The 23,764-nt window shown below is 61.9% G+C and carries 35 protein-coding genes; 15 read left to right on the forward strand and 20 right to left on the reverse strand.

Annotation, left to right across the window (positions count from 1 at the left end; translation table 11 throughout):
* Positions 1-208: 208 nt before the first annotated feature.
* Positions 209-1,456, reverse strand: a complete 1,248-nt coding sequence (locus tag ACTIAO_RS06265; protein WP_441905420.1) for a phospholipase D-like domain-containing protein — start codon at positions 1,454-1,456, stop codon at positions 209-211.
* 83 nt (positions 1,457-1,539) lie between these two features.
* On the opposite strand from ACTIAO_RS06265, the gene ACTIAO_RS06270 reads away from it, so the two are divergent.
* Complete coding sequence (locus tag ACTIAO_RS06270; protein ID WP_441905421.1) at positions 1,540-3,183, forward strand: Eco57I restriction-modification methylase domain-containing protein; 1,644 nt, start codon at positions 1,540-1,542, stop codon at positions 3,181-3,183.
* Positions 3,184-3,229: 46 nt separating this feature from the next.
* Here the strand turns inward: ACTIAO_RS06270 and ACTIAO_RS06275 are convergent, their stop codons facing one another.
* The 3 genes from ACTIAO_RS06275 to ACTIAO_RS06285 are packed head-to-tail and all read right to left on the reverse strand — an operon-like array spanning position 3,230 to position 4,070.
* Positions 3,230-3,511, reverse strand: coding sequence for a helix-turn-helix domain-containing protein (locus ACTIAO_RS06275; RefSeq protein ID WP_441905422.1), 282 nt, complete (start codon positions 3,509-3,511; stop codon positions 3,230-3,232).
* Positions 3,512-3,552: 41 nt separating this feature from the next.
* Complete coding sequence (locus ACTIAO_RS06280; RefSeq protein WP_441905423.1) at positions 3,553-3,870, reverse strand: hypothetical protein; 318 nt, start codon at positions 3,868-3,870, stop codon at positions 3,553-3,555.
* Complete coding sequence (locus tag ACTIAO_RS06285) at positions 3,867-4,070, reverse strand: hypothetical protein (protein ID WP_441905424.1); 204 nt, start codon at positions 4,068-4,070, stop codon at positions 3,867-3,869. The genes ACTIAO_RS06280 and ACTIAO_RS06285 overlap by 4 nt, the downstream gene beginning before the upstream one ends.
* A 136-nt stretch (positions 4,071-4,206) precedes the next feature.
* On the opposite strand from ACTIAO_RS06285, the gene ACTIAO_RS06290 reads away from it, so the two are divergent.
* Positions 4,207-4,533, forward strand: a complete 327-nt coding sequence (locus tag ACTIAO_RS06290; protein ID WP_441905425.1) for a hypothetical protein — start codon at positions 4,207-4,209, stop codon at positions 4,531-4,533.
* Positions 4,534-4,598: 65 nt separating this feature from the next.
* Here ACTIAO_RS06290 and ACTIAO_RS06295 read toward each other — a convergent pair whose 3' ends face one another.
* A complete protein-coding gene (locus ACTIAO_RS06295) occupies positions 4,599-4,862 on the reverse strand; it encodes a hypothetical protein (RefSeq protein ID WP_441905426.1) in 264 nt (87 codons plus the stop codon).
* 72 nt (positions 4,863-4,934) lie between these two features.
* Between ACTIAO_RS06295 and ACTIAO_RS06300 the strand changes: the two genes are divergently transcribed.
* On the forward strand, positions 4,935-5,246 hold the full coding sequence (locus tag ACTIAO_RS06300) for a hypothetical protein (RefSeq protein WP_441905427.1): 312 nt from the start codon (positions 4,935-4,937) through the stop codon (positions 5,244-5,246).
* 10 nt (positions 5,247-5,256) lie between these two features.
* Here the strand turns inward: ACTIAO_RS06300 and ACTIAO_RS06305 are convergent, their stop codons facing one another.
* Positions 5,257-5,508, reverse strand: coding sequence for a helix-turn-helix domain-containing protein (locus ACTIAO_RS06305; protein WP_441905428.1), 252 nt, complete (start codon positions 5,506-5,508; stop codon positions 5,257-5,259).
* Between the two features lie 99 nt (positions 5,509-5,607).
* Between ACTIAO_RS06305 and ACTIAO_RS06310 the strand changes: the two genes are divergently transcribed.
* On the forward strand, positions 5,608-6,126 hold the full coding sequence (locus ACTIAO_RS06310; protein ID WP_441905429.1) for a hypothetical protein: 519 nt from the start codon (positions 5,608-5,610) through the stop codon (positions 6,124-6,126).
* A 165-nt stretch (positions 6,127-6,291) separates the two neighbouring features.
* On the opposite strand, the gene ACTIAO_RS06315 is transcribed toward ACTIAO_RS06310, so the two are convergent.
* The 3 genes from ACTIAO_RS06315 to ACTIAO_RS06325 form a co-directional block, all read right to left on the reverse strand.
* Complete coding sequence (locus tag ACTIAO_RS06315) at positions 6,292-6,816, reverse strand: phosphoribosylamine--glycine ligase (protein ID WP_441905430.1); 525 nt, start codon at positions 6,814-6,816, stop codon at positions 6,292-6,294.
* Positions 6,816-7,253, reverse strand: a complete 438-nt coding sequence (locus tag ACTIAO_RS06320) for a hypothetical protein (RefSeq protein WP_441905431.1) — start codon at positions 7,251-7,253, stop codon at positions 6,816-6,818. The genes ACTIAO_RS06315 and ACTIAO_RS06320 overlap by 1 nt, the downstream gene beginning before the upstream one ends.
* A 96-nt stretch (positions 7,254-7,349) precedes the next feature.
* Entirely contained in the window at positions 7,350-8,021 is a 672-nt protein-coding gene (locus ACTIAO_RS06325; protein ID WP_441905432.1) for a recombinase family protein, read from the reverse strand.
* Positions 8,022-8,280: 259 nt separating this feature from the next.
* On the opposite strand from ACTIAO_RS06325, the gene ACTIAO_RS06330 reads away from it, so the two are divergent.
* The gene (locus ACTIAO_RS06330; protein ID WP_441905433.1) at positions 8,281-8,622 is read left to right on the forward strand and encodes a hypothetical protein; all 342 of its coding nucleotides are present in this window, start codon (positions 8,281-8,283) and stop codon (positions 8,620-8,622) included.
* Between the two features lie 11 nt (positions 8,623-8,633).
* On the opposite strand, the gene ACTIAO_RS06335 is transcribed toward ACTIAO_RS06330, so the two are convergent.
* From ACTIAO_RS06335 to ACTIAO_RS06365, 7 genes are all read right to left on the reverse strand, one after another.
* Positions 8,634-9,218 (reverse strand): hypothetical protein, encoded by a 585-nt coding sequence (locus ACTIAO_RS06335; RefSeq protein WP_441905434.1) that lies wholly within the window; start codon positions 9,216-9,218, stop codon positions 8,634-8,636.
* Positions 9,219-9,276: 58 nt separating this feature from the next.
* Positions 9,277-10,353, reverse strand: coding sequence for an endonuclease/exonuclease/phosphatase family protein (locus ACTIAO_RS06340; RefSeq protein WP_441905435.1), 1,077 nt, complete (start codon positions 10,351-10,353; stop codon positions 9,277-9,279).
* A complete protein-coding gene (locus tag ACTIAO_RS06345; protein WP_441905436.1) occupies positions 10,341-10,739 on the reverse strand; it encodes a hypothetical protein in 399 nt (132 codons plus the stop codon). The genes ACTIAO_RS06340 and ACTIAO_RS06345 overlap by 13 nt, the downstream gene beginning before the upstream one ends.
* A gap of 114 nt (positions 10,740-10,853) precedes the next feature.
* Positions 10,854-11,156, reverse strand: a complete 303-nt coding sequence (locus ACTIAO_RS06350) for a hypothetical protein (RefSeq protein ID WP_441905437.1) — start codon at positions 11,154-11,156, stop codon at positions 10,854-10,856.
* Positions 11,153-11,356, reverse strand: a complete 204-nt coding sequence (locus tag ACTIAO_RS06355; RefSeq protein ID WP_441905438.1) for a hypothetical protein — start codon at positions 11,354-11,356, stop codon at positions 11,153-11,155. The genes ACTIAO_RS06350 and ACTIAO_RS06355 overlap by 4 nt, the downstream gene beginning before the upstream one ends.
* Before the next feature lie 9 nt (positions 11,357-11,365).
* Positions 11,366-11,560: a hypothetical protein gene (locus ACTIAO_RS06360; protein WP_441905439.1), complete on the reverse strand. Its 195-nt coding sequence runs from the start codon at positions 11,558-11,560 to the stop codon at positions 11,366-11,368.
* A gap of 66 nt (positions 11,561-11,626) precedes the next feature.
* Positions 11,627-11,890 carry a hypothetical protein gene (locus ACTIAO_RS06365; RefSeq protein WP_441905440.1) on the reverse strand — a complete coding sequence of 88 codons (264 nt, stop codon included), beginning with the start codon at positions 11,888-11,890 and terminating at the stop codon, positions 11,627-11,629.
* 67 nt (positions 11,891-11,957) lie between these two features.
* On the opposite strand from ACTIAO_RS06365, the gene ACTIAO_RS06370 reads away from it, so the two are divergent.
* The 3 genes from ACTIAO_RS06370 (at position 11,958) to ACTIAO_RS06380 (ending at position 13,480) form a co-directional block, all read left to right on the forward strand.
* Positions 11,958-12,269, forward strand: coding sequence for a hypothetical protein (locus ACTIAO_RS06370; RefSeq protein ID WP_441905441.1), 312 nt, complete (start codon positions 11,958-11,960; stop codon positions 12,267-12,269).
* Positions 12,270-12,297: 28 nt separating this feature from the next.
* Positions 12,298-12,624 carry a hypothetical protein gene (locus tag ACTIAO_RS06375; protein WP_441905442.1) on the forward strand — a complete coding sequence of 109 codons (327 nt, stop codon included), beginning with the start codon at positions 12,298-12,300 and terminating at the stop codon, positions 12,622-12,624.
* A gap of 199 nt (positions 12,625-12,823) precedes the next feature.
* Positions 12,824-13,480: a hypothetical protein gene (locus ACTIAO_RS06380; RefSeq protein WP_441905443.1), complete on the forward strand. Its 657-nt coding sequence runs from the start codon at positions 12,824-12,826 to the stop codon at positions 13,478-13,480.
* Between the two features lie 91 nt (positions 13,481-13,571).
* On the opposite strand, the gene ACTIAO_RS06385 is transcribed toward ACTIAO_RS06380, so the two are convergent.
* On the reverse strand, positions 13,572-14,282 hold the full coding sequence (locus ACTIAO_RS06385; RefSeq protein WP_441905444.1) for a hypothetical protein: 711 nt from the start codon (positions 14,280-14,282) through the stop codon (positions 13,572-13,574).
* Between the two features lie 23 nt (positions 14,283-14,305).
* Positions 14,306-14,875, reverse strand: a complete 570-nt coding sequence (locus ACTIAO_RS06390) for a recombinase family protein (RefSeq protein WP_441905445.1) — start codon at positions 14,873-14,875, stop codon at positions 14,306-14,308.
* A gap of 282 nt (positions 14,876-15,157) precedes the next feature.
* Here ACTIAO_RS06390 and ACTIAO_RS06395 point away from each other — a divergent pair, with 282 nt between their 5' ends.
* Both ACTIAO_RS06395 and ACTIAO_RS06400 read left to right on the forward strand, forming a co-directional pair.
* A complete protein-coding gene (locus tag ACTIAO_RS06395; protein ID WP_441905446.1) occupies positions 15,158-16,429 on the forward strand; it encodes a hypothetical protein in 1,272 nt (423 codons plus the stop codon).
* Complete coding sequence (locus tag ACTIAO_RS06400; protein ID WP_441905447.1) at positions 16,429-16,965, forward strand: hypothetical protein; 537 nt, start codon at positions 16,429-16,431, stop codon at positions 16,963-16,965. Before ACTIAO_RS06395 ends, ACTIAO_RS06400 begins: the two co-directional genes overlap by 1 nt.
* A gap of 233 nt (positions 16,966-17,198) precedes the next feature.
* On the opposite strand, the gene ACTIAO_RS06405 is transcribed toward ACTIAO_RS06400, so the two are convergent.
* Both ACTIAO_RS06405 and ACTIAO_RS06410 read right to left on the reverse strand, forming a co-directional pair.
* A complete protein-coding gene (locus ACTIAO_RS06405; protein ID WP_441905448.1) occupies positions 17,199-18,764 on the reverse strand; it encodes a hypothetical protein in 1,566 nt (521 codons plus the stop codon).
* Between the two features lie 53 nt (positions 18,765-18,817).
* Entirely contained in the window at positions 18,818-19,069 is a 252-nt protein-coding gene (locus tag ACTIAO_RS06410; RefSeq protein WP_441905449.1) for a helix-turn-helix domain-containing protein, read from the reverse strand.
* 141 nt (positions 19,070-19,210) lie between these two features.
* On the opposite strand from ACTIAO_RS06410, the gene ACTIAO_RS06415 reads away from it, so the two are divergent.
* The 5 genes from ACTIAO_RS06415 to ACTIAO_RS06435 all read left to right on the forward strand — a co-directional run bounded on the left by ACTIAO_RS06415 (position 19,211) and on the right by ACTIAO_RS06435 (position 23,718).
* Positions 19,211-20,131 carry an AbiTii domain-containing protein gene (locus ACTIAO_RS06415; RefSeq protein WP_441905450.1) on the forward strand — a complete coding sequence of 307 codons (921 nt, stop codon included), beginning with the start codon at positions 19,211-19,213 and terminating at the stop codon, positions 20,129-20,131.
* 162 nt (positions 20,132-20,293) lie between these two features.
* Complete coding sequence (locus tag ACTIAO_RS06420; RefSeq protein WP_441905451.1) at positions 20,294-20,521, forward strand: helix-turn-helix domain-containing protein; 228 nt, start codon at positions 20,294-20,296, stop codon at positions 20,519-20,521.
* Between the two features lie 187 nt (positions 20,522-20,708).
* Positions 20,709-21,293 carry a hypothetical protein gene (locus ACTIAO_RS06425; protein ID WP_441905452.1) on the forward strand — a complete coding sequence of 195 codons (585 nt, stop codon included), beginning with the start codon at positions 20,709-20,711 and terminating at the stop codon, positions 21,291-21,293.
* Between the two features lie 188 nt (positions 21,294-21,481).
* On the forward strand, positions 21,482-22,174 hold the full coding sequence (locus tag ACTIAO_RS06430; protein WP_441905453.1) for a hypothetical protein: 693 nt from the start codon (positions 21,482-21,484) through the stop codon (positions 22,172-22,174).
* Positions 22,174-23,718 carry a hypothetical protein gene (locus ACTIAO_RS06435; protein ID WP_441905454.1) on the forward strand — a complete coding sequence of 515 codons (1,545 nt, stop codon included), beginning with the start codon at positions 22,174-22,176 and terminating at the stop codon, positions 23,716-23,718. Before ACTIAO_RS06430 ends, ACTIAO_RS06435 begins: the two co-directional genes overlap by 1 nt.
* Positions 23,719-23,764 lie beyond the last annotated feature (46 nt).

The raw sequence follows: 23,764 nt of genomic DNA on the forward strand, positions 1-23,764 counted from the left end.
AGGAGCTTAACGCGGCGATGCTGACCAGTGGCCTGAGTCATCTGACCGCCGTGTCCGGGCCGAACTCTTAATTAGGAGGTGGGTAAGTTGATCCCTTGTCGTGACTGGGATCGAACCATTGTTCACCGCATCCCGATACGTGGGCAATCGACGTTGCGCAGTGGAGAAGAGGCGTCGGCACTACAGGGCAGCAGCGCGCCCCATGGCGTCACACCTGATAGTCACCACGAGGGTTTTGCGAGATCACGAGGTTAAACTCACCTTCGCGCGTGCGCTCTAGAGATATGTACTGCCCAACAAAGTTCGTCTCCCGAAGAGCAGGCGACAGTACACCCCAGTGGATCACGGTGGGGACATTTCCTTGGTCTGCAATTCGTCCCGGGTCATGGCTAACTCGAAGATCTTGGACTCCATAGTCTTCGCCATCGATCCACGTCCTGAAACCAACGACGACTTCCTGCTCTTGATCCTTACCCTCGGTTGGCGTCCATGGAAGTCCAGCGAAAAAGTCTTCTCGGAAGTACTCTTTGTGGTCGATCTCAGCCTTTTCTTGGCTTAGTCGCAGGTTTCCGGTTGGATTGCTGCTCGCTGATTTCACTTGCTGTGCTGCAGTGTTATCAAGCCGTTTTATCCATCGACGCTGGACATCTGCGGTGGAGAACGGTGCTGCACCTGCGAGCGAGGGCGACTTGGCCTGCGCAGTTGACTTCACTGCGGTCGACTTTGGCGGGGTCTTACTTCCTGGCACAGTCGGCGTAGCCGCCTGCACCAGCGCGGCACTGAGCTTCGGCAGCTTACGAAGCCCTGCCAGCACTGGCTTGAAGAGACCGCTGATGGTACCCACCAGAGCGCTGTCGTTGTCTTCCGGTGTGTCAGATTTCGTCTTCTGCCGACGTCTTGCCCGCGATTCAGAGCCCAACTTGATGTCGCTGCTCTTCTCGATCTTCTCGATCAGATCAAGTGTCAGGGGACTGCAGGAGGTCGGCTCGGCAATTAGCTTGTCGAACCAAGCGACAACTTCGTCAGTGACATCCTCGCCCTCGCCTGCATCCCAGTCCACCCAGAGGGATGCTTCATAGTTCCACCCCAGACCGCCGGCAGTCATGTTGCTTGAACCAACCATCAATGATCTGGTGCCGGTTGACGAAGCGAAGTACACCTTCGGGTGGAACGTGCGCTGTGGGTCATGGAATACATAGCTGGCGTCAGCAATGTCTAGGGCTAGTTGCAAACCTTCTTTGGTCGCTCCGCCCTCGCTAACCCCTACGACTAAGGTGATTTTGCCGCCAGTCTGACGGAAGTCTGAAAGCGCATCCCAGACGCGACCCAACCCAGACTTTTTCGCCCATGCAACGGCGATCCTTAGTTCATCGAAGTCGTTGTCTCTTGCGTGCTCGATAAAATCCACGAGGTTTGGGTGCTCAGCGAACGGCTGACCGATGAATCTCAGTTGCATGAGGCCAAGGATCCCACATGTCACCTCGCAGGGACCGTCCTAGTCAGATAGGCTTTTACTTCAGTAACTGAAGTGGAGTAGGGATGCGGACGCGGAACGAAGTTGGCGGAGACAAGTTGCGTGGTGGTTTCTACTCGCCTGATGTACTGGTGGATCTTTGCATCACCCGCACCAAAGCTCTGCTTGGGTCGCGTACAAGTCTCCGCGTCCTTGAACCATCATCAGGCGATGGTGCATTCCTGCGGGGTCTTGAGCGTAGCGGTCTTCAGCCTGATCTCGGGCACGTCGAGGCTGTCGAGCTTATCGAGGATGAGGCGCACAAGTCTGCACAGGTGCTGTCGTCGCTGGGATTGCCGGGCCGTGTGGTCAATGAAAACGTGCTGCGATGGTCCCAAGGGCAATCTGCAGACTTCGACCTGGTGCTCGCGAACCCACCTTACGTGCGCTTCCAGTTCATTGCTGATGATGACAAGCAGCGGGCGCGGGCGATCAGCGCGGAGCTCGGTGCTGCAGGAAGCTCTGTCTCGAACTTATGGATCCCGGTCTTCCTGCTCTCGCTGTCCAAGCTTCGTGATGGCGGCGTGTTCTCGATGATCCTGCCGACCGAGTTCCTGACTGGTATCTCAGCAGCCGCGGTCCGGAACTGGCTCCTTGCTCACACGACTGATCTGACCATCGACTTGTTCAAGCCTGGTTCATTTCCGGCCGTTCTGCAGGAGGTGCTGATCCTGACTGGTCGCGTCTCCAGCACCGGCTCCTCGCATCCCGCCGTTGTCGACTTCTACGATCACAACGGTGGTACTCGTACTTGGACGCACACCATCGCTCCAGGCTCCGGCACCTGGACGAACTACTTGCTGAGCCCGAAGCAGAACAGCGCGATCTCGGTCGTTCGATCGATCGGCGAGGTTGTGCGTCTGGGCAGCATTGCGCGCTTCAGCGTTTCGACGGTGACAGGGGCCAACGGGTACTTCTGCACGAACTCCGATCAGGTGAAAGAGTACGAGCTTGAAGAATGGGCGATCCCATTGCTGCCGCGATCACGGTACGCAGCAGGGCTCGTCTACACCCCCGAAGAGCAACAACGGATCACCGACGACGGACAGATTGCATGGTTGTTGAGTTTCGCGGCAGACAAGTCGTCTCCCGAGAATTTTGCCCTGCCTAGCACCTATCTGGAACAAGGGCTCAGGCAAGAGATCGACCAAAGGTTCAAGTGCCGAGTGCGCACACCGTGGTATCGAGTACCCGTGGTTCCAGCCGGTGAACTGCTCCTGTCGAAGCGGTCGAACCATTACCCCCGCGTTATTGCGAACCACGCGAACGTGGTGACAACCGACACCATCTACAAGGGACAGATGCTGGCTGGATCGCCTGTCGCCGCCGACGATTTCACAGCCACTTTCCACAGTTCATTGACTCTACTCTCGGCGGAAGTTGAGGGACGTAGCTTTGGTGGTGGGGTACTCGAGCTCGTGCCGAGCGAGGTCAGTGCTCTACAGGTGCCTGTCATCCCCGGAGCAGGCGCAGAGCTTGATGCTCTTGACGAGATCGCGCGTTCTTCGAAGGACCCGGAGGCGTTGGTGGTTGCAACCGATGAGATGGTCACGCGTCTAATGCCAGTGCTCGATGCTGGCATCATGGCTGATCTTCATGATGCCCGCTCAACATTGATGGATCGTCGACTCCAACGCACTCACTCCAAGTTCTACGAGGAGAACTCTTAGTTGAGAGGTAGGTAGCTCGATCCATTGTCCTGACTGGGATCGCGAACTATCGCTGTTTTCGATCCTGGCTCTCGGTGCGACCCGCGACCTCGAACATCGGCAGCTCCACGCCCTCCAGCAGCGACCCTGGCTCCGCGTCCAGCGCCGTGGCGATCCTGACCAACGAGTGCAGGCTGACTAGCGCCCGACCAGCCTCGTAGGAGCGGATGTTGGCGCTGTCGATCCTCGTCTTCGAGGCGAGGTCGTCGATCGTCAGCGCGCGCTTCTTACGCAGATCAGTGATGATCGCGCCGATGTGCGCTGCAGCGGGGGAGGGAGTCCTGGCCATGACTCCAGTATGGGGTACATGTGCCCGGTGGAAGACCTACCTCACGAGCGACGCAGGTTATCCAGCACCTCGTCAACGAACCCCCTGATCTCGGCAGCCAGCTGGCCCACCAGATCCTGGGCAGCAACCCTGATGTCCTCGTCGCGAAGGCAATCAGCGATCATGCTCTCCCGGACGACGATCTCGTAAGCATCGCTGGCGGGGCCGGTACCGGTCACCAGGATCAGCGCATCGATCCCGTTGTCATGGGGTCGTGCAGTGATCGCGACCGGAGCATCCCATTTCACGTCCTTCATCACATCGGCCATTGCTGCGCGAACGACGTTGTCAAGGTTGATCGTGAACAGCTCGCCGATCATCGCTGGCCCTCGAACGGGTCAACCACCGCATTCACGCCATGCTCGGCGCACACGAACGCGATGCGCGCTCCCTGCCCCTCGACGGTGATACCGGGGTCGGGGTAGCAGTCCGCGCCGCACTCGGAGCATGTCCTGTAGCTGTCATCAATCGGCACGCGGACTGGCACTCCGTCAACGTCGCCCACCTCGTCGTAGTCCATGTGTCGATTCTGGCCGAGGGGGCGAGCCACCGCATCCCCAGTCGGGGAGGTGCTTCGCACTCCCACGCCGGGCGAAGCCCGTCCGGGGGATGGATGGAAGGAGATTCCTTCAATCGGAACATTGGAATGAAAGACCATGGCACCCACCGACTTCCAGGCCAAGCTCATCGCGGTCATCTTTGCCGACAACGACACCGACGAAGACATCGCCGCGTTCTGGAGCGCGTTCACCAGGCACTACGGCATCTTCGCGGCGATCCCGGAGAAGCAGGGCATCGTCACTCTGTCGATCTCAGACGAGATTGATGGCGGCTTGACGATGCGCACCCTGTATTACTGGCCACAGATCGAAGCTGACTTCCGTGATGTCACGGGAACGACGTGGCGCGAACTGGCTGAGACCTACAAGAAGAGGCGCATCATCGAGCGAGCTCAAGCGAAGGGCCACACGCCACCCTGCTGATGCCCAGCCCATCTGCCTTCGGGCAGGTGGGTTTCTTCTTTCGAGATGCTCGCTCGACCGCGACCTCAGTAGTCGTACGCCCGGTGCACGTGCCAGCCGTCCTCGGCTTTGTACACGTCGAAGATCAGCGACAGGCCGTCCTCGTCCGTGCCCTGGAACCTCCAGCCGTACAGCCCCAGGCTCGACTCGCGCGGTGCTGTCCACACCGAGTGCCTCAGCCTGGTCGGAGTATCGGTGATCCGCCAGCGCTTGCCCGCGTAGACCATCCGCGCAGGCACGTCGTCGACCATCCACAGGGTCATCTGGTGTTCGACTGCAATGGTGCTCATAGGTTAAGAGAATAGAACACTTGTTCGAGTCTTGCTACCCTCAATGTAGGCCGGAGAGAAGGGAGCGCCGGCATGGGCACCAGCAAGCGACTCGCAGAGCACTACGACCTGCGCGCCGAGGAGAAGCAGTTCGAGCGCTACGCCAAGACCGCCGGCCCACTGCAGTCGCTCAGCAAGCAGGAGCTCGCCTTGGACAAGCAGTCGATGACTGTCTACCCCCAGCCGCAGCGGGTCAAAGCCTGGGTCAGGTTCGGGCCTCAGCCGGCGCGGGTCAACGCGCTACTGGTGCGCAGCACCGAGACGGCCGTCGGGATCGAGTTCATCATCGCCGAGAAGGCCTACCGCTGCTGGGTCTGGGGCAACGCGGTGGAGCTGGTGGGATGAGGCCTTGCCGTCAAGATCCCTTGGTGAACATCGAGAGCTCGATGCCGTTCAGGAACTCGCCGGGCTCCACGTCCAGCGCCACAGCAATGCGCACCAAGGATTGAAGTCCAACAAGCGCGCGACCAGACTCATACGACCTGATGTTCGAGCTGTCGATCTTCGTCCTGGAAGCGAGGTCATCCACTGACAGTCCTCGGCTCTTACGCTGGCCAGCGATGATCGCACCGATGTGCGCTGCGGCAGGGGAGGGAATTCGAGGCATAGAACCAGTATGGGGTACAAGTGCCAGGGCGTGCAGGCCAGTCGACGATTTGGCACCCACCGACTTGGCGATACCCCTGGCACACGCCAGAATGCGTGTATGGGGACCTCTTTCGAGCAGTTCAACGCCGTGCTGCGCAATGATGTTGCTCGACGCGCGGTCGGGCTCGACATCTCAAACTCCGAGGCCGAGCGCATCGCAGGCGACCCGGTGCTCGCACGTGCTTACTATGACAACTGGCGTAGTAGATCCAACGCTGGCGTGATGCCTATTCCGCTCGCCGCGCCACCAGCACATCCCGAACCGTTCTCGCCACCGACTGTTGCTCGCAGCGCTGCACTGGACAGCAGGATTACCTCAGATCCATCTCCGCACACGATTCGGGTATCTGTCACCGGTATGGTGCTCGCCATTCTTGGCTACTTCCTCACAAGCACGTGGTTCTCCCTACTCGGCCTCGTTGGGCTCGGGATCAGCATCTACGCGATCGTCGCGGCAAGGGCTGCAAAGCCCAGGTCGGGATGGAAGGCGGGTCTCACGATGGGAATCATCGGAACTGTTGCCGGAGGTGCGGCACTGATCCTCTTGTTCGCCTGGCTCTCTGGCTACTACAACTAGTAGCCCGCCCCGTGACCGATGCCCGAGTCTCGTTCGTCATCGGTGGAGGTGCTTGCTGCGCAGCTTGTGGTGACACCGCGTTACCTCGCCGGCGTCGAGCGCGGTTCCTGGTGGCCCTGGTAACGCACTGCAGCTCTACCGGCAAGACAGCGTTGAGCGCGCGTATTACCTAAGCTCCAGGAGTCGACGGGTGCGCAGGGTCTTGCCTGTTCCGGTCTCGATCGTCATGAAGACGCCCCCAGCGTCAGAGCGGACGGACTGACGTGTGGCGCTCATAAGAGCTCTCGCGTCTTGCAACTCGGCATACCATGTCGCCGACTCGCCTGGTTCGAGCCAGTAGGGCAGCTGCGGCGACCACGTGTTGCCTTCTGGGTACTGCACACTCATTCCGCCTCGTTGCAGCTGGATGCCGAATCGCGTGATCTTCGCACGCGACCTGCCCTGGTTGGTGACAAGGACTGCAATAACGTCCGGTCCATTCCAGCCCTGCTCGCGCATCGAGGACATATCCCTCAACTTGCTGTTGCGGCCGACGGTCGAGACAACGACGCCGCCGCGGCCCAGGACTCCGTGCTGGAGCGTGGCGCGAAGGCGTGGTCCGTCCAGTGCCCAAGCGGCGACCTGCCAGCCCAGAGCGAGCCCTGCGAGGACGAGGCTCAGGATTGCGATCGCAAGAGCGGCGACCTCCATCAGGCGACCCCGGTCTCTTCGCGGATCTCGCGAAGAACAGCGCTGATCGCAAGTTGCGCCTCAAGCGCTTCCTTCTTGTACTCCGGCATCTCAGGGTCGGCGAACGCGGCACGCAAACGGTCATCGCTGCCCACCTTCCGCTCCCATAGCTCAGGGATCCGATCAGGGCTGAGGACTCCAACGAGCGTGAGTGCTTCGGCCCCCATTCGTGCTCGCTCGAGATCATCGCTTGACCCGCCGCGGTTCAGATTCTGCGTCAGTCGTGTCAGCGCTTCCAGCTCGAACATGAGGTGCGAGTGCCGAAGTGCGCTTGCCCTGTCTGCATCAGCGATCCGGCGCGCGTTCCCGCGGTCGAGCCACGAGATGATCAGAGCGATGATCGCGGCAACTACGGCTGCCAGAACAGCGGCAAGCTGGATCAGATCTGAAGTGGTCATGATCGAAGACTAGGTTCAGGCTCCGACATCGCCGTTCACACGGTCTCGGACAACGTGACGCTCACAGCGCCTCGGCATCCCTGGTCACCTAGCCAGTTATCGCTTTGCAGCCTCCGCCGCTGCATCCTTCTCTGCCCTCAGCCGGGAGACCAGCGCGTACATTCGCGAACGGCTCATGCCCACAGCGCCAGCGATCTCCTGGCCCGTCATGTTGCCGCTATCCATCATCTGCATCGCACGCGTGACTTGCTCGGGGGTATGAGTGGGCTTGCGGCCCCCAACGCGCTCACCGCGGCGGCGCTTGGCGTCCAATGCCGACTTGGTGCGCTCGGCGATCAGGTCGCGTTCCATCTGGGCGACACCCGCAATGATGGTGAAGATCAGTTCGCCGGCAGGGGTGGAAGTGTCGATACCCATGTTCAGGATCCGCAAGCCGATCTCGCGTTCTTTCAATTCGCGCAACAGGGCGGTCAGCTGGGTTGTGGAACGTCCAAGCCTCGAGAGCTCCACGACCGTGAGGCGGTCGCCAGTGCGCAACTGCCCGCCGGCCTCGTCGACGAGCGCTTCCCACTTCGGCCGTTTGGCTCCGTGCTTGCCCGATGCCTTCTCCTCGACGATGCGATCGCAGCCAGCTGCAGCCAGCTCGTCGATCTGTCGAGTGAGATCTTGCTTCTCGCTACTGACTCGGGCGTATCCGACGTCCATGGCAACTCCTGCAAACAGTGGGTCCTCTAACTGAACCCGTCTACCAAGAATAATACAGGACATAGTTATAGGACACCGTTGCCCTCCTATAAAGCTCCCTGGGAGCATTTCTCTTGAATCCCGTCTTCCGACCCCGGCGAGGTGCTGGTGCTCAGCCCTGACCCGACTGTCCAGTGGGGCAGCACGACCTCGCCCGAAGAGGACGCCTCGTAGTTCGTCAGACCGTGCCAAGTGGAGAAGGTGAAGCTTCACCGAGGCGACCCTTGGGGTTGGCTCAGCAGCGGTGACTAGGCTTGGGCGTTCACCAAGGGGGCAGAGGGTCATGACACCACCTACGAAGTTTGTCCTAGGGGCGGCGGCCAGTGCCGTCGTCGCCGTTGGTGCTCTTCTCGGCCTCGGCGCGATGACGCAGGGAACCGAGCCCCGGCCCCAAGAGGCTGGCATCTGGGATGTGCCGGCCGACGCTTGCGCGGACCCCGAGGTGCTCAGTGCCGTGCAGGCCGCTCTCGACGCCCCGCAGGACGGCGTCGCGAACTCCGTGCTCGCGCGGCCCGACGAGGTCGCCGCGGCCTCCAGGGACCAACAGGTCGTCGCCTGGCAGACCCTGACGCCCGAAGAGCTCGACTTCCAGCACTGCCTCTCGGCTCAGGGTGGCGGCTCGTAGCCGCGTATCTGCTACCAGACACCCATTTCAGCGAGTCGCGCCCACCGCGGGATCAGCGCCGCGAGAGTGATGATGAGCGCGGCGGCCCCGACCGCAATCGACACGGCTTGAACGCGCCACTTGACAGGCTCGAAGTCATTTCTGAGGAGAATGATTCCGGTCGCGAAGGGCAGTACGAAGGGAACGATGCTCATCACGACCAGAGCGAAGACGGCGGACTCCTTCCATGTCTCCTCTGAGTACAGCAAGCCGAAAAGCATGAACCAGCCTTTGGCGAGCCCCATTAGGGTTCCGATGCCTCCGATGATGCTGGACAGCACGATCATCGTTCGCGGCCGAAGCGCGTCCTCGCCGAGCGAAGCATGCACCAGAACCAGCGCGGACAGGAGCGCCATCAGCGCCAGGTAGCTGATGTCAGCGAAGCCCCACTCGCCGGTGTTGATCGGCACGAGCCCCGTGATCATCATGAACAAATGCGCGATCGATAGAGCCATCGCGACGCCGATCAAGCTGACACTGGCGTTGGCGACGAGCCGCTCGGAGCGCGTCGCCGGCTCCGGCTCGACCCAGAGGGCAACGGGCTGCGTAGACATCATGTCGATGACTCTCCTATGTGAACCTGGACGATCTCCTGTCGCCCACGCGTTGACTGCGCTACCGCGCCTCGATCACCGCGACGAACGCCCGGTGGTCGGTGCCACCAGATGCCGAAGGCTCCATAACCCGGGCATCGAGTACCGACCATGCTTCGCCGGCCAGCACATGATCGATCGGCGACGCGAGCCATGCTGGGACTGTCGAAGGCCAGGTGCCGGTAGCGGCTGCAGTGACCTCAACCGCAGCATCCTGGCAGTTCCCGAGATCCAGATGGTCGACCGTGGCGTTGAAGTCACCAGCGACGATGACGTCGGATCCGAGGGCGCTGCACTGCTCGGCGATCCATTGCAGGCCCGTGCTCCAGTCCGCCATGCTCTCGGGCAGGGGCGCGGCCGGATGCGCTGCGACGATCACAGGTCCGTCGCCATCGGCGGGACGCCAGACGCCGCTGGGAAGGCCTGGCGTGGAATCGGCAGCCTCGTCGAGTTCGTAGTTGCCGAGCTCATCGGCGACGAGCAGCGACGTCGGGATCCAGGACTCCTCGGGCGAGCCGGCAACAGCGCGCGTGGTCGCCGGCGTCAAGTGAATGCCCTCAAGGGCCACCAGCCGCTCGAGCTCGGCGGCAGCGTCCTCATCCATCTCCGGCAGGCTCACGACGTCGGCTTGCACCTCGAGGATGAGCGCAGCGACATCTGCAGGCAACGTGGCTCCGCCCTGGGTGTTCCAGACCAGGACTGTCAGATCGCCGTCCGGCAGCCCAGCTGTATCCGTCGCGGAGTTTCCGCGGGCGACAAGCACTCCGGCGTTCCCGAGAGCTGCGGCAAGAGTGGCGATCGCGACCCCTGCAACGATGCTCGCCAGCAACCGGGCTCGCCGTCGGAACAGCAGGAACACCGCTGCAGCGACGACGGCGACGCATAAGAGAGCAAGGGCCAGCGGGGCGCGGAATGCGATGAGCTGCGCGATGCCAGGCAGGCGCTGCGCGCCGAAGGCCTGCGGCCAGGTCAGCAGGACGGCTACAGGGATGCAGGCCAGCAACGTGATGATCAGGCCGAGACGACCCGGACGAGCATCCAGTACCGTCGAGGCTGGGTCGTGTTCCGGAGCTTCGGCGACGCGGGTCACAGGCCCCATGTCGGCTGGCTGCCTCCCGGCGACAGCAGCACCGCCCATCCGGCGAAGACCAGCGCGATCGCAATGATGGGCATCGCCACGACAAGGGCTCGCGCAGCGGTGCTCCGCTTGCGCCATGTCCAGATGCCCCGCACCACCAGCCAGAGCAGCAGCCCTGCGGCGATGGTGAAGAAGAACAGGCCGACCGTGACGCCCAACGAGCTTTCCGAGCCCTCCCAGTGATAGGTCGCGCCGAGCTCCCATGGCCGCCATGCGAGGCCGGACAGGCCGAGCCAGAACGTGCCGATCACTCCCGCGATGACCGCGGCGAGACCGAGAACGACCGGTGTAACAGTGCCTTCGCCTTGGGTGCTTGCCACGGCTGCCTTCTCCTGCGTCGCGGTCATGGTCCAGCCCTTCCCAAGCGGCACTTCTCTTGAAGTCGTCGGTTCGATCCTATTGATCGGTGCCGCGAGCTCCTGGTGAACCGCTGGGGTTCCGGGTGTTACGTGCCGTTCTGCTCATGCCAAGGCATCGCGTACGGCCGTCTTGACCTGCGCTGACAGGTCATCGACGAGTTGCTGGCACAGCGCCATCGTCGTGGGCCCGTCGTTCTGCTGCCGGCATTCGGCCAGCCGTGCCTCCTCGATCGGGATCCGCTTCAGGAACCCGCGAGGGCTGCTGACTTCGATGAATGCGCCGGTCTCGCCGGGTCCCTCGGCTCCCAGCCACATCTCGACCGGGGCATCCCAGGGGATGCTGGCCGCCTGCATCGCCGCGTTGCCGAAGCTGGACGCGCTGTCGTTGAAAGGGCTGCTGATCATCGCTGGTCCTCGAATGGGTCAATGACGCTCTGCACGCCGTGATCGGGGCAGACGAACGCGATGCGCGCACCCTGGCCATCGACCGAGATGCTCGGATCCGGCTCGCAGTCACCGCCGCACTCGGCACAGGTGCGGTAGTCATCGCTGGTGGGCACGCGGATCGGCGTGCCGTCCGGGCCATCAAGCTCGTCGTACTCCATGGTCCGACTCTACGAGCCCGCCGGAGAAACCGGGGCGGGACGACCCTTGGAGCCCTTTGGATACGTCTCTGCGTACTCCCGCTGGATCTCGGGCGGCAGGTCGAGCCACAAGGTCGCCACGGCGTGCCAGAACTCCTTCCAGCACTCGGCCTCGGTCGGCCGGCCATTCGATGCAGTCGCCATGTCGTCCTGATCCCCGTACATGGGCTCGACTCTACGTCGTAGGACGGACGAATATCGGGGCTCCGTGTGGTCGATGAGTACCTCTCGTCAGTAGTCGTAGGCCCGATGCACGTGCCAGCCGTCCTCGGCTTTGTACACGTCGAAGATCAGCGACAGGCCATCCTCGTTGGTGCCCTGGAACCGCCAGCCGTAGAGGCCGGTGCTCGACTCCCGCGGAGCCGTCCAGATGGAATGCCGAAACCTGGTCGGAGTATCGGTGATCCTCCAGCGCCTGCCCGCGTAGACCATCCGCACAGGCACGTCGTCGACCAGCCACAGGGTCACCTGGTGTTCGACTGCAATGGTGTTCATGGGTTAATAGAATAGAACACTTGTTCGATGCTTGCTACCCTTGAATCGACCGGAGAGAGGAGCCAGCATGGGCACAAGCCAGCGCCTTGCTGAGCACTACGATCTGCGTGCCGAGGAAAAGCAGTTGGAGCGCTACGCCAAGACTGCCGGTCCGCTGCAGTCGCTGAGCGACCGCGAGCTCGCGCTGGACAAGCAACCGGTCACGACGTATCCCCAGCTCCGGCGCGTCAAGGCATGGGTCAGGTTCGGGCCGCAGCCAGCGCGCGTCAACGCATTGCTGCTCCGTAGCACCGACACCGCCGTCGGCATCGAGTTCACCATCGCGGAGAAGACCTACCGCTGCTGGGCGTGGGGCAACGCCGTGGAGTTGGCCGGCTAGCACGAACAGTTTGGCTAGGCTCATCTCGATGACTGAAGTCAAGCAGCAGCCGGCGTGGAAGTTCTGGCTGAGCATCCTGTTCTGCTTCCTGCAGGTGATCGTGGGCCTGCTGGCCCTGGGGTACTTGATGCTTCGCGGGTTTGGTTGCGCAGAAGGGTGCGCCGCCGCCGGTTTCGGCTACGCCTTCTATGGTTTCGCCATCTTCGGCTTCGCAGTCGCACTCGCAAGCATCGTGCTGCTGTTCCTGCTCAACAAGCGCACCTGGGCATGGATGATCCCCGGTATCGCCCTCCTCGTCATCATCATCGGGTTCTTCATCACCAACAGTGCTGTCGGCTCTCTGTTGTCGAAGTGATTCGGTTGGCCAGGGGATGGCAAAGAACCTGTGGATGATCCACGGGGTTCGCGCCTCTGTTCTAGCGACGTCACGTGAACGTCCGTTGCGGTTCTTGAACGAGCATGCTGCCGTCCGTGTTGACGCCGAAGCGGTCCATCGCTCACAAGAAGCTCGTCCTGGCAAGGGTACGTTGAGGTCATGACAATTGGCGTTTCTCGTGGCTGACGGGCAGGCCGCCTTTGGCTTTGCGCTGACGGTCGAGCAGTGGCATGACGAAGCCGACGAACTCATCTTCCGCACGACTACCGGAGCGGCCACTATCGCCGAGCTGAAGCGATTGCAGCAGCTGCTTGAATACCGGATGCATGCCCTGCGAACTGGACATCACGTTGCCGAGCAAGCTCCGTCGGTCACGAACCTCCCGCCTCGGCTGAATGAGTTGATCGGCGAGGTTGTGATTTGCTGCGCTGTCGCCGAGGAACATGCGAGCGAGCTGCTACAACTGCGCAGCGGCGACCTCGACAAGGCCGTCGATGGGTATGGATCTACTAGTTCCAGGCTGCTCAGAAAGCTCAAGGGCAAGATCCCCGATGAGCTGCACGAGCGCTTCAGGGACGCATTGGATTTCCGTCACTACATCGTCCACGGCGTCTACGTCGATGCGAAGTTCTTCTTGGGGAAGCAGAACACCTTTTCGCAGGATGGATACGTCGCGATGAAACAATCGTTCGGCAATGATGCCCCCGGCTTCACCGTCCGTTACATCAATGAGGCCGAGCTGATCGGACTGCGAGATCGGCTCACGAGTATCAGCGCCGAGCTATCAACGCTGATCTCGCAGGCGATGGATGGCTTTGGTCGGGTGGGCCCGTAGCGCACCGCCCAGTAGGTGCTCTATCGAGGACGCCGTCACATGCGGACGGGCTTCAGGGGTGAATCGGTCTGCCCCAACTGCACCGCGGCGTTCAGTGTGCTTCCCGAGCGCCTGCCCGGGTTGACGCAGCTACGTCGTGATTATGCACCGGATTCGCAGCCTGCGACTCGAAGTACTTGGTCGTCCAGTGATTCATGAACAGCCCCCGATCGTCCTTTCGATGCAACAACGTATGGATGGTGGGTCTGGCGAGGATCGAGCGGCGCATGGGCTCCAGCGCGTCGACCGTAATCTGGCCGAGGTGTGCAAGCGTCTGGATCTGGCCGGTGGAATGCCCCAACAGGATCGGGGCCATGCTGCTCAACGTGGACTCGCCGGGATCCTTCGCCGTTCCGAAGTGGACTCCGCCTTCGACGTGCGCGTAGTAGCGAACGACGCTCCGGAACGTCAGATGCTCGCCTTGGGCGATCCCGACCACGGTCATCTTGAGCTCCTCCAAGTTAGTGATGGCGGGATCGCCGGGGTCGCCGATCAGCCTCTGATCGCCGAGGCCGAGGTAGCGCTCCAACCCTTCGGCTGCGAACTTGTCCTCCAGTTCGGTCCATGGGCGGATGCGGAACTCCACCGGCACCTCCGGCCTGGCGACTCTCACTGTCTCCAGAAGCGGCGCGCCATCGAGTAACAGCTTCCTCAGGAGCGGTGCGATTCCCAGCAACTCGTACCTTGTCCGCGGCTCTGGGTCATCGATGCGGCGGCGGAGGTCGTCGACCGTCTCCACGAAGAGCCACTCGGCGAGGATCATCTGCTCGCCAATGTCCCGTGCCATCAGCTGGCTTCCTGCTCATCCTCGGCCAGTGCAGAATGCACGGTCCCGACTGAGACCCCAACAGCCGAGGCGATCTCCCTGATCGACTCGCCCTTCTCGCGCCGGGACATGATGACCGCGCGCTTGTCGTCGTCGATCACCCGGGGGCGGCCGCCGACCCTGCCGCGCTTGCGCGCTGCCTCGAGCCCGTTCTTGGTCTTCCGCACGATGTCGCGGCGACGGTCCTCTGCAAGTGCCATGGCCATGTCCAGGACGAAGCTCCGCTCGGTGTGCTCGCCCTTGGCGATACCCTCGATGACCTTGACCGCGATCCCTCGTTCGAACAAGTCCGTGAGCACGACCAGCCCCTCGATCAGGTTTCGGCCGAGGCGATCCACTTCCTGGACGGCGAGCATGTCGCCCTCGCGCATGTAGTCGATCGCGGCGCTCAGACCGGGTCGGTTCTCGACCTTCAGGCTTCCGCTGACCTTCTCCTCGAAGACCTTGACGCAGATCGCGTCCAACGCGTCATGCTGCCGCGCGGTGTCCTGGCCTTTTGTGCTGACTCGCACCAATCCCACCAGTGCCATGGCTGGCTCCGTTCATCAAACGTGTTCAATTGTCTATCTCAATCGTACCTGTTGTTGAACGAGTAGTTGAACGATTGGAGCACGAAATCGCCGTGTCCTTGGGCACCCTTCAGGTGTTCGTCTGATCGACCGATTTCTGAACAGTTCTGGATGCGTGGACATCCGGCCCCCGGCAGGGCGGCGAGACGCTGGGGATCTTCGTGGTGATGCGTCGGGTCTGGCAAGATACTTGCGGAGCCCGACGTATTGCTGAGATCGGGCACGATCAAGCAAAGGGGCAAGATGGCCGACGGCGCGGGAACTCTCGACAAGAGACTGGTGGGCGAACTCGATCCCAACGTGGAAGCGATGATCGAGGATTTCGTTCAGGTCTGCAAACCTGTCGAGTCACTTCCGATTCTCGTGATGCGGGACAACGCGACTGCTGCGATCTTCGTTGAGGTTCATCTGCTGGCCGACGCTCTTGTGCCGACTGCAACTGTCGACGTGCCGCTGGACCCCGATGACTCCGGCGACTATCGCGCAAATCGCGAGGTGGTTGAAGATCACGTGGCGTTCGCCAAGATGAAAGAAGACGCCAAGAACGCTCGGGCGTTCAGCAACCTGGTGTGCGAGTTCACGACAGCTTTTGATGAAGATCATCCGCTGAAGGTGATCGGCGGTCAGCACAGATTCACTGCGATCCAGGAAGCGCTCGCGAATGGCGTGAATGAACACCATGGCGTGAAGCTCTACTTTGCACTGGACAACGAGCAGAGGCTCGATGTTCAGTTGATCTCGAACACCAACATCGCCGTCTCGACGGACTTGTTCGATCGCATGACCGAGACACTGGCAGGGCCGGAGCTGCGGCAATGGTGCCAGAAAGTCGGACTTCTCGAGAAGGATGCAGACTTCGCAGACCGCAGGGCGCGAGGCAATCCGATCACAGTGCGCGCCGCCCGCACTTTCATCGTCAACTACTATCGCGGCGCAGAGGTCGAGCCGAAGAAGTTCGATGCGACGGCCACGACCCCCGCGCTGCTCAAGTCAGGTGTGAATGTCGAGGAGTGGGAGACGCTAAAGGCGGAGAAGCCCGCCCTGTGGGAAGACAAGAATCTGCAGCTCGCGGGAAAGGAGTTCGCTCTCCTGGTGGACGCGCAGCGCAAGCGTTTCATGACGCCAGCAGGAAAGCTGAAGCTGGGATCCGCGGATTCTGCTGAGAAGGCGATGAACTACGCGGTACTGAGCGCGTGGGCCTACGTTGCCGGTGTCCTGAGTAAGAACAAGACGCGTCAGAAGCGGCACTTTGCGCTGAGGACGGTGCAGAACAAGGACCCCCTGAATGCTATGGCTCTCGCGAAGGGGCGTCACAAGACCGATCAGGAGAACTACCGGGGTCTCGGGTACCGCACCGACGCGAAGGAGCGCAGCCGCCTCGTGGAGTTGTTCTACCTGCAGGCGGAGGATGGGTCCCAGATTACAGCCGCGAAGATCGATCTGGCGATCAAGAAGGCCGTTGCCAAGGAAGCGCTGCTCGAGGTATCTAAGGCATCCGCAAAGGCGAAGTCCTGATGAGCTCCGAGGCTGATAGCTTCTCGATCCGTCTGCTGGATGAGGCCAAGCGCTTTCTCGAGAAGGGGGCAGCGGCATCCGGCGACGAGCAGGACGCGTACCTCCATGCGGCGTTGATGGTCGGGTTCAGTGCGCTTGAATCACACCTGAATGGCATAGCTGACGAGTTGTCATCACGTCCGAACTCGGACCTCCTCCACAACGCGATCCTTCTTGAGAAAGACATCAAGATCGAGAACGGCGTGTGGAAGATCGGGAAGGACAAGTTCTATCGGCTCGAGGACCGTATCGCGTTCCTGGCTGCAGAGTACTCGGGCCATGCGCCTTCAAGCTTCATCTGGTGGTCTTCGCTGCATGACGGAATGAAGGTGCGCAATTCTCTCGTCCACCCCCGTGACGCCATCGTGCTGAAGCTGTCGGACGTGCAGAGGTTCCTCGAAGCGATTGTTCAAGCTCTCAACGACATCTACCTTGGTGTGTTCAAGAAGGGGCACCCGTCGTTCAACCGCGGGCTCCAGTCGACGATGTCTTTCTGACGCATGTTGTCGCTTCTATTCAACGCCGAAGATGGCGCTGTGGGTCATCGTTGCGGTACTCCTTGAAGCGAAGCTGCTTGTGTCGGACGAGCGACGGCTACGCAAGCGATGAAGGTCGTTGGCGAAGCGAGAGCCGCCGCAGAGCGTCGCTCGGAGTGATCCGATCATCGGGCCACACGCCCCTGAAGTCGGGCTCGCCCTCTCCGCTGGTATCACCACGCCGGATGGCCGACCTAGTGACGCCACCAGCTGGGTTTGTCTCGCATGCCCGGGTGCCACGGGCGTAGCTGCGGCACATGCGTAGGTTGCTCGGGTCTGCCATAGCCGGCGCTATAGTCCTTGCGCGGACTTGAAGGATCCCAGCCCTCCATATGGGGACGGAGGTCATCTGCCGAGGGTTCGACGTTGAACACGCCATCGTCGAGCTGCTCGAGGTTCAAAACCGGATCCATCTCGTCCGCGCGGGTGCGCGCCCACTCGAGCCATTCCAGCAACCTTGGCCGGTTCTTCAGCTGTCCTCGTTCGGACGCTTCCGTCTCGAGTTGCGTCGCGAATGCCCGCAGCTCTTGCGCTCCCTGCCAGGCCTCAAATGCGCGTGCGAAAGTAGCCTCCCGCAGTTCGAGGAGCGCCTTAGCGCGGGCACGATCTCGTATGGTCTCCCACGCTTGGCGTTGCTCGGCTTGTTCGCGTCGGTACGCTTCGTGGGCCTCGGCGCGCCGCTGCTTCTCGCGCTCGCGGGCGTCATCGTCATCGACTACGCCCTGCTTGATGGCACGTGCGATGTCGTGGACTTGGCGTTCGAGGGGCTTCCTCTTCTCGTCGGACCAGTCGTCGCTGTTGCGGTCGTAACGATACGAGCCGTGGCGGTCGACCGTTACCTTGTGCGAGCCTTCCCGTTCCATCTCGAGGTTCAGCCGGCCGGATGGTGCCTTGTCGAACCTAGGAATCTGTGTCCACGGCGCGCGCCGAAGCTCGCGCTGCTCCGCGGCCGTCGGGACGTGGGGGACGTCCTCCATGATCTCGGTGAGGGAGAGGCTTCGGCGACGGGTGTCTACCTGAATGAACAGCTTCGGCGTCTTGAGCTTGATGTTCGCCCCTAGTCTGAGCTCATGCGAGCGTAGGTGATCGGCGAGATCGAGCAGTATCTCGATCGCACGGGGACGGAGCGCCTCGCTGACCGAGTTCAGGATCGACGTCGTCTCTAGTGCGGTGCGAAGGGAGCCGGCGTTCGTGGTGATCTTTCGCGCGGTCGTCCTGATGCGGTCCCAGTCCGAGGTGTCTGCCGGCGAGCCGGTGCTGAGCATGATGACGATGTCACCGGAGCTGCGGCCAGTAAAGCGGAGTTCGTGGGCCTTTGGTACGAGGTGGTGGACCCTGCACGCATGCAGCACTCGGCGGTAGTGGGCCCGGGTGGATTCTTCTGGGTCCGCGATGGTGATTCTTCCCGATTCCTGGAGCTGCTTGATCAGGGCCTTCGCCTGTTTGAGCGTCTCTGTCGCGCCATCGCCGAGCTCGAGCTTGGCTCGTGCTGGCCGAGGACCGTGACCATTAGAAACAATCGAGACCGGGGGAGTGTCACTCGGCGGGTAGGTGCCGTGCTCAAGGAAGTGCGCACCTGCGTCCGTGACCGTGGCACTCCAGGTCCTGCCGTGGCCCTTGATCGCTACGAGGCCTCGAGAGTTGAGCGCGATGGCGCTGGTCTTGTACGAGAAGTCGTCCGTCGGCCACCTGCCCTCCGGACAACCCTCGGCGATCCACCGCAAGACTTCGAGTTGCCGGTCGTTGACGCGTCTGTCCATGAACGCACCGTACCGGGGCACTCGGACGTTGAATCTCTGTCAGTCGTCGAGACTCAGGCGTCCTTCTCGAACATCGAGAGTTCCACGCCCTTCAGCAGCGAGCCGGGTTGTACCTTCAGCGCCGTGGCAATCTTGACCAGCGACTGCAGTCCAACCAGGGCTCGCCCGGCCTCGTAGGATCTGATGTTCGCGCTGTCGATCTTGGTCTTCGACGCGAGGTCGTCGATCGTTAGGTCGCGCTTCTGGCGCACCTCTGTGATGATCGCTCCGATGTGCGCAGCAGCAGGGGAAGGGATGCGAGCCATAGAGATAGTATGGGGTACGAATGCCCGGTCTCGAACTTGCACTCAATGGAACCGTTGCGCCGGCGAGATCCGGCGCTGTGTTGCATCCAATCGGACCTGGGGGTTCTCTGTAGTGTCCGCGCTACCTGGCATGCTGAGGTCGTGACACTACTCGACGACGTCATCAGCCAGGCCTCCGACGGCGAAGCCACGGCAGTGTTGCGCAAGCTGATGATTGTGGCGCACCGGCTAGGAGCTGCGTCTTTGCTCGCGTGGGTGAAGAACGAACTTAACGGATACGAGGCCGACGACGACCTGCCCTCATACCGTGGACCAATGACGGTCGGGGTTCAAGCGTTGATCACGGGCCCCATGGGCTCGAGGGGCACCAATGTCCTTACCTCGCACGGTATCCCTGAGGGGTTTGAGGGTCTCTTCGAGGTCTCCTTCTATGACCCTCTGGCTGGCATCGAGGCTTTCGCCCAGTCATCGGAAGGGATCAGCATTCCCTGGGACCCGGTGATCGTGGGCATGTACAACCGGTGGATCGATGCGAGAGATGTCCCGTTCATCCAAGGATGGGGCGTCTATAGTGCGTCGAAGGCCGTTTCCCAGTCAAGGTTGCGAGCCATAGTCGACGTCGTTCGAACCAAGGCCCTCGAGATGGCACTGGACCTCCAAGCCGATTTCCCAGAAGCGGGCGAACCGGGCGGACCGACGGTCGATGACCCGCGTGTTGAGGCGACGGTAACGCATATCACGACGAACATCTATGGCTCCGTCACGGGGCTCGCCCAAGGGAACTCTGTACGGCAGAAGGTGTCGGTGAAGGCGGGGGATCTGGTGGCTACGCTTGACGCCGCCCGAGCATTCCTCGCTGACTCCGGTGTCGCAGAATTCTCGAGGGTCCTTACGGGCCCGGGTGATGATGAAGACAAGCGGGGCAGGCTCGAACGCTTCGTGCATGGCGTGAAGTCTGGAACGATCGCCGTGGCTGGAGGAGTCGCAAGCAACCTCGCCGCCGAGGGGGTTATCGAAATATCGAACCAGTTCTTCGGTTGGGTAGCGAACGCCACGGGATGACGTTGACGGCGCGCGGCTTTCTCCGTGGGAAGTGGCTCTGTAACCATCCGCTGCTCCGATCAACGATCCACCTCGAGGCCTGCAGAGCTTCTGGTCAACCTGCGGGGAATAGGAAGCGATAAGTACCTGGAACTTATGGCTTCCTATCGGAAGCCTTGGTGTGTGGCAAGTTCTCTCAAGTCGACTCTCGGCGCGCAGGTGCGCGAGGTTCGGCGATCCAGGGGGCTGACGCAGGAGGCGCTTGCAGAGCAGCTTGAGGTAACACCGCGCTATCTGGCCGGCGTCGAACGGGGCGAGCGTAATCTCACACTGGACTCCGTCGACGCGCTAGCCAAGCAGTTGGAGGTCCCGGCATTGAGGCTGTTGAGCAGCGCCGAGCAGAACTCCTGAGCGAGTGGCCTCGGCGGTCTGTAGCCTTCGCCCGCGAAGCCCCGCACTCTGAGGATCGCGCATCTCAGCGTGGGCTGTTTCCGGTGCGCTGCATCGTATGATTTCTCACAATCCCACAGGCGCAGGAGGCACACTCGTGACAGAAGCAGATTCGACGCTGACTGTGCTGCCGAGGCTGACCGCGGGCGTGCAACAGCAGCTGCTCGAGCACAACGACGGCAAGGTGTTCCACACCGAGTACTCCGATCGCAACTTTCGCGAGTCCCGAACATACACGGTGGACGGCGGCCAACTCTTCATTCGTTCGCACGGCAAAGGCGCTTTCGGCGGCAGCCAATTCGATCAGACCTGGCCCGCGAGTCGCGAGGAGACGCACAGGTTCCTTTACAAGTATCAGCGCCAGCTCGACCACTCACGGGTCGACCCGAAGCTGAAGCTGCCGAAGCCAGAACCGGTCGTGATCGCGGCCGACCCGGCCCTCAGCGACCTCTCGGAAGAGATAGTCGAAGGCCTCAGCGACGAGGCTACACCCGAGGCGTCTGCCCGGGTGGTGGCCTGGTTCAACGGGTTGTCCGCCAGGGAAAAGCTCTTCTACGGCACGGTCGTCGTCGCGGTCGTTGCAGGTGGCGTGGTCGTGTACCGCTATCGCAAGCCCATCGCTCACAAACTGAAGGTTGCTATGTCTGCCGTCAGGCAGAATCTCACCGGACTGACTCAAGAACCCGGTGAATCTGAGGATCAGCACGGAGAGGCAGATCGCGCGAACATTTAGTTCCGGCTGCTCCTCGATGCCGAGGATCTCTCGCACCTGCGTCGCCGGTGTCCAACCCGGCGCGCAGGCCGGAACACGCTGCCGCGACCTGAGCGACGCCCAGGCTCGTGTCCGTCGTGAGGTCCGTGGATCTCATGTCCGTGGTCGCCACTACGGTGAGTGCAACGCCGCACCTGGAGGAGACGCACATGAACGAAACGCCCATCGCAGTATCGAGGCTCGGTGAGGACGACACGCGCGAAGCGCAGAACCTACGAGCAGTGAGGTGGCTGCTCTCCCAGCCCGGCGGTTCCGTAGTCGTTGTGACCCCACGCCGTGATGTGCCGAGCGAAGCGATCAAGCGGCTGATCGCGAGCCCCGAGGTGCAGCACTTTGCCTGGCGCGGGTTCCACGGGGGTCACTTCGATGGGAACCGGGTCCTCTACGCATGGCCCGACCGCAAGCATCTGAACGACGTTTGGAACGGCGATGCGGACGCTATCGCCGTCATCGAGTGGGGCGAAGAGGAGACCGCCGAGTGGATCGAAGACGTGAATCCCGTGCAGCTCTTCCCGGACGCGATCATCTCGCCCTCGCCTCGGACAGAAGTCAAGCTCGAACCACTGCCTAACGGCATCGACGAGATCCTTGAGCACGTCGCCGCCATGGCGGCCGGGTACTCGTCGGGCCTGAAGTGGAACGAAGAGGACAAGCTCAAGGCCGACATGATGAATCGGCCCGAGCGCTGGCGGCACGTCACGGTCGAGCAGATCCGGGCGAAGTGCCGGCAGCTCGGCATGCGCGCGAACGACGTCGACACCATCGCGGGCTTTGTGCAGCGTCGAAAGGACGGCCGCCGGTTCAACGTCCGGTCGTCGTACCGGAGCTTCGAGTTCAACTGATGGAGATGAGAGGCGGCGCTCGATACCCGAGGCACGGCCGCCCGCCGACCTGGGAGCAGTTCAGAGCAGCCGTGCGGCGCGTCGACCGTGACAGCCTGCTCATCAACGCCGCGGGCGCGTCCTCGCTGATCGCCCGGGGCCTCGACCCGGAAGAATGGCAGGCCCACGGGCTGACGCCATGGACCATCGCGGATGTGGCGCGCACCGCTCTCGCCTGGGGCGGGTTCGCCAGGCCCGAGGCAGACATGGAGACGCTAGCTCTGCTCGGAAACATGAACGTGCAGATCGCCGATGAGGTCAACGATCCGGAGGACGCTTCGTCGGAGCGCGTCGGACGGATGCTCACGCGGATCATCTTCGAGCAGTTCCCTGGACAACGGGGGGTGATGGACGAGGTCGCCCGAACCGTGCTCCTGTTCGGCTCACGGGCTCGCTTCCCGGAAGGGTTCAGAGCCAAGAAGATGGTTCCGGATTGGTTCGCTGGAATCACGCAGAATCTGAGCCTGGAGCAGTACGTCGAGTCCGTGCTCATGATCGCAGTCATCGCCGAGCGGTGCAATGGGGCGTTCAGCCTGGACTGGCTCGACAAGCCCCCGTTATCCGATCTGGCGGATGTGCTCGACGCGGGGAGCATTCGTAACACGTTCGAGGGGCTCCTGCTGACCACGGTCGATGAGTTCAAGATGACGAACCGACGGCAACAGGACCCCGTCAAATCCGCGCAGAAGAAGTACGCGTTCAACCCGCTCGCGGACAAGCCCTTCATCCAAGGTATCGCGCCCACGCCGATTGCCCCCTGGGTCCAGGCAGTCATCGCCAAAGCTCTTCCACCTGCGATCTATCACCGTGGGCTCTCAGCGCTCGGCGAAGGATTCACACGTGACCTCGGCGCGGTGTTCCAGGAGTACACCGGCCGGCAGCTGGACGTTCTTGCCGAAGGACATGTCCACCCCGAGGTCGCGTACGGCTCCAAGAAGACCCGTCAAGACTCCTGCGATTGGTTCCTCGATCTTCCAGGCGTCCTCGTCCTCGTCGAGTGCAAGGCCAGGCAGCCGAACGAAGAACTGCGCACCCGAGGAGCAGACTGGCTCGACTCCGTCACCGGTAGCATCGGGAAGGGCGTCAGGCAGCTCAATCGGTCGAACACGGACTTTCAGAAAATCAGCGCTGTGTGCCCGCAGATCGACCCGGCGAAGCCCCGAGTGGGCCTCGTCGTGACGTTGGAGCCGTTCTACATCAACCAGAACTGGTTCATGTGGGAGCACCTCGAGCGGTCGGAATTCCCGGTGGGCATCGTCTCTATCGGCGAACTCGAGTCGTTGGTCACATTGGATCCAGCGGAACTCTCTGAGCTACTGCTCGGGGCCGTGGCTGCTGCTCGCTCGAGCGAAGTGCTCGAGGACAGTCTGTTGCTGCTCAATCCGGCCCTGACTACTGCGGACGGGAGGGAGAACCCGTTGCTACGCGAGGCATGGGACTCGATCGAACTTTTCGATCGCATCGACCGCGCCGCGGAACGTCTCCGCCTTGACGCGTCCGCGTGACGCGACGGCTTGCTTGAGCTGTCGCCCCCATAGATCAATGTAATGT

It is taken from the genome of Microbacterium sp. (assembly GCF_052099035.1).
Classification (GTDB): Bacteria; Actinomycetota; Actinomycetes; order Actinomycetales; family Microbacteriaceae; genus Microbacterium.